At 39.3% G+C, this 4,317-nt stretch carries 4 protein-coding genes and 1 pseudogene; 4 read left to right on the top strand and 1 reads right to left on the bottom strand.

Annotated features, from left to right (window positions below; genetic code table 11):
- Positions 1-166: 166 nt before the first annotated feature.
- The gene (locus AC1DUA_RS31345; protein WP_477503464.1) at positions 167-679 is read right to left on the bottom strand and encodes an acyl-CoA thioesterase; all 513 of its coding nucleotides are present in this window, start codon (positions 677-679) and stop codon (positions 167-169) included.
- A gap of 732 nt (positions 680-1,411) precedes the next feature.
- Here AC1DUA_RS31345 and AC1DUA_RS31340 point away from each other — a divergent pair.
- The 4 genes and pseudogenes from AC1DUA_RS31340 (at position 1,412) to AC1DUA_RS31325 (ending at position 3,829) form a co-directional block, all read left to right on the top strand.
- Positions 1,412-1,732: a hypothetical protein gene (locus tag AC1DUA_RS31340; protein WP_477503463.1), complete on the top strand. Its 321-nt coding sequence runs from the start codon at positions 1,412-1,414 to the stop codon at positions 1,730-1,732.
- A 217-nt stretch (positions 1,733-1,949) separates the two neighbouring features.
- A pseudogene (locus AC1DUA_RS31335) lies at positions 1,950-2,788 on the top strand (IS110 family transposase); the annotation flags it as partial.
- Between the two features lie 343 nt (positions 2,789-3,131).
- Positions 3,132-3,410, top strand: a complete 279-nt coding sequence (locus tag AC1DUA_RS31330; protein ID WP_477503462.1) for a hypothetical protein — start codon at positions 3,132-3,134, stop codon at positions 3,408-3,410.
- Positions 3,411-3,577: 167 nt separating this feature from the next.
- A complete protein-coding gene (locus AC1DUA_RS31325) occupies positions 3,578-3,829 on the top strand; it encodes an ATP-binding cassette domain-containing protein (RefSeq protein WP_477503461.1) in 252 nt (83 codons plus the stop codon).
- Positions 3,830-4,317 lie beyond the last annotated feature (488 nt).

Raw genomic sequence — 4,317 nt, 5'->3', positions numbered from 1 at the left:
CCCTTAAAGCCTAGATCCTCCATGATTTCCACGATGTGATCCACTTTCGAATTATCTACTCTCAGTTCCATGGATAATGCATTTTTTATGATGTAGGAGTATTCATTCATTTCATCAACAGTTGTTTGAAAACTAGTCATTTTTTCTTCCCCTTTCCTAGATATGTTCATTCCCACGGATACTTTGTGACCAAATAGTGAGCGAAATTTTGACTTGCTTCTCTTCTGGTTTTACGAATTTCCGCGCGGTGGCTTGCAGTCTCGTATAGTTTTAGTTCCTCTTCGGTTTCTGGCAGGATTCGGGGTACAGGGATTGGATTGTTGCATTCATCAAGTCCAACAAAGGTTAAAAACGAAGTTGCAGCTATATCCCTTTTTCCAGTGCGCAAATCTTCCGTAATAACTTTGACGAAAACTTCTATGGATGTTTTGCCTGTCCAAGTGACGAAGGATTCCAAGGATACATAATCCGTCGGACGGATCGGTTTCAAAAAATCGACGGAGTCCGTGGAAGCCGTCACTGCCGTCACCCGACATAATTTAGAAGCCGTAATAGATGCGATATCGTCGATCAGGGACATGAGCTTACCGCCGAACATCGTGTTGTGGTTATTGACATCCAGCGGAAACACTCTTGAAGTTTTGAAGCATCTAGTCTCTCTAACGTATTTCTGTTCCAACATTGTTCCTCCCCATCCATTTTTATTATAGAATGCCCTCAGGAGGAATATTTAACATATACGATCACCAAAGATCATTTAGACATTTGCAACTAAATATCGACAATACATTTATAACGTTAAAAAGGAAGGTGCAACTATCAATCTTTCGTACTCACCAGTTACGATTTTGAAAGAAGCAATCTTTATAAGGGTTCCCGCGGGGATGGACATATGTTGAAGATCGTATAGAAATCAATGTGTCAAAGCCATTTGAAGAAGAAAAACTACATAAATGGGATCCCAGTGTGCCGGTTGGTTGCAACTTTGCTGTATCTCTCATGAGTAGTGATAGCAATTTCAACTATGATCCTCATAAGTACAATCACGATGATGTAACCAAATGAACTCATTCCTAAATACGTAATTGCTATTGAACAAATCACAAAATCAAAAGTCTACTATCACCGAGGGAATCACAGTCCGAGGCTTGGGAACACGGGTGACTCTTTTTTTATTGCTTGTTTTGGGGCGACGGCAGCGGTTTATAGAGCAGCCGGTTCGCAGTGGTCGAAAAGTGTGGGCACTGGTAGAGGTTCTCGGGGTGCATCTAAGCCATTGCCTTAAACAAGCAGTTCGTATCACCGCAAGGAATAAAGGTCATGTTGGATGAGCTTATACTCCATCCAAGTTCTTTTGTAACCAAGATCCGGTCCGAGTGGACCGATGAGGCTGCCGAACGGATTTTGCACAATGAAAAAGAGAAAAGCCAGAATAAGAGCAGATGATTTTCTTAATTATTGTGATCAATGTAAAATTCACAAAGGCTTATGGAATAGGAATAACGTATACTGGCTTACTGGTGATCAACTTACCAATTTAATTACTAATTATAAAATTCAATTTATTTGGGGAGTACTTTCTGGTTTTAAAAATACGGAAGTGATCGATATACAGAATTTGAGTGTTTTGCCGATTGCGGAAACTCCAGAATTATGGAAACCAGGTGTCACTGTCCAACATTCCAAAGCAGAAGTTGAAATTGTTTGTTGGGATTCTGGACTCACTCTTTAATTAGTAAAGATCAATCCCTAATAAAAAGCTTTATGGAGTTTTTTGAAGACGCTAAAGACCTCGATGAGTACAATTCTAAGGTCTGATATTCAATACATCGTTAAGCTAAACATTCCTGTATAGCCTAAGAAATGGGCTTTGTCAAAAAAGGAGCGCCTCGGTATGATGGGTTTGTCGACGGGTAAATACCCAACACCATCAAGGAGGCGCTCTTATTATGAAGTTTAAGCAATCAGAAGGACAAAATCAACGTATTGAACGAATTACTACTTCACATCTTGTTATAGGAATTGATATGGCAAAGGAAACTCAAGTAGCTCAAGCCACAAATTTTCGAGGCATTGTCCTTACAAATCAGCATCTTTCATTCAAGAACACTATCCAGGGGTTTGAGAAATTACTTCGTTGGATGGAGGGCTTGCAACAGAAACAACGACTAAAGGACATCATAATTGGCATGGAGCCGACAGGGCACTACTGGTACAGTTTGGCTAACTGGCTTGTTGAAAAGGGCTTTAACGTTGTTTTAGTGAATCCTGCAACGACGAAACGTAACAAGGAGAACCGAGATAATTGTCCATCCAAGAGTGACCCTAAGGATGCCCTTGTTATTGCAGATGTTGTTAGCCGTGGCTATTACTATGAATACATTCGGCAAGCAACTCATTTTCAGAGGTTACGGACCCTAATGAATGATCGGGAATTTTGGGTTACAAATAGTGTTCGGATGCAGAATCGAAGCATACGCTGGTTGGATATACGCTTCCCTGAGTATGCTTCTGTGTTTAAAGATTGGACCTGTCCACGTTCCATAGCTACACTGAAAGAATTCCCGACTCCGTTGGATCTAAAAGGTCAATCTACTTCAGAAGTTATTACAGGTTAGCGAAAATATATGAAACGAGCTGGCGGCTCAACAGGTATTCAGAAGGCAGCTGAACTACTCTCTAAAGCGGTTCAAAGCGTGGGGGAAATGTAGCGCTCAATGAAGCCAAACAGGATCTGCATCGGTTACTAGAAGAGTATGAGCGCATTGATAGTATATTGAACCAAATAGCACAAACTAACACCTGTTCGTTTAAGTGCCAAGATATTCTAAAAGCGATGAGCTTAAAAAATGTTTGGTCAATTTTAAATTGAAAAATCAAAAAGAAAGTGGTTATTTTTTTTCTGACTTGCTTAAAGCATTTAAAATTGGTGAGAAACGACTTCGTCGTTTGCTCGAGGAACATAACATAACACCGGATATTATTAGTCATTATAAGGATGGGAGGACTAGACATTTATATAAAGAAACGACCAAATTGAGAATTCAAGAGGCCTTATTAGCAATGAATTCAGTTGCAGGGCAAATGATAGTGAAGCAAAGCTGATTAAAGTTATGTATTAAAGCTGGAGTGTGATTGGCTCGACTAAAATAGGAATAGAGGGATTTATTCAATCAGGTGCTTACAAGGAATTAAGACAACTCGAAGAAAAATCAAAATTGTTAAAATGTCTAATTCGAGATGAGCAAGCAGCTTTAGGAAATAAACGAATGGTTTGGAGAAGCATAGGGGTGGTTGGACAATTCCAAATAAATAAAACATACGAGTACAATTTCCTAGAATTGAATGAATACCTTCATCCTAACGGAAGAGATCGAATAAAGTTAAAAAGTGAATTACTGTCTCCTTGAATAGCAACTATTTCTACTGAGGAGTTCTACAAAAAATACGCTGTTTCTGTGGAACCTATACCGATTCCAAAACATGCGATTTCGATAAGTTAGGAAGTTTTACATGGAGCTAACAAGGCTAAGCGAGAAGGAATTAAGGAACATACTATGGAAGCCAGGAATCTATCGTGTTTCAAGATCCTATAAGCGCGTTTCATCCTATGATTTCTATTGATCCGAAGAAGCATATGAAAAGCTGCTCATTTGAGTTAAGTGGAGGGATGCTGCAGCGTGTCATGATAGCCATAGCGCCTCTTAATCGCCCCAAGCTGCTCATTGCGGACGAACCGACGACAGCGCTTGATGTCACGGTTCAAGCAGGGGTTTTGCTAAAGGATATCCAGCAGGAGTTCGGAATGGGAATGTTGTTTATTTCCTGACGGATTGAATCATTGTTATAAATAAGGGAGAAATTGTTGAGCAAGGAAATGCCGCACGCCTGCTTTCGAATCCATGCCATGCATATAAAAAGCACCTGTGATAGTCCTTTTTTGAAGTCATAATTTAAGTCGTAGTTAATTTTGGGATTGATATAATTAAAGCAAAGGAGAAAAGTCTTTCAAAGATTAATATTATAATCATTATCAATTAATATAAGGGGATGGGCAGTCTTGAACGGCTATTCTCTATTTTTTCAACAATAAAGCACCGCGTTAAAGCTTTTCGCGGTGCTTTTTACTATGTATTTTTAAGTTACGCGGCAATAGCTTCATTAGATTTTTTCTTCGTACTTCTTCTGCGGGCACGTGCTTTTAATTGCCACATAATAATTCCAGTGAACATTAATAGGAGAGGCGTCATTCCAAATACAAAGAGGAATAGAAATGATTCCAACCATTTTATGTAGGCTCATATTATAGGCTAATTT

It is taken from the genome of Paenibacillus sp. 01T422 (assembly GCF_056398785.1).
This window is presented reverse-complemented; position numbering and strand designations above follow the sequence as displayed.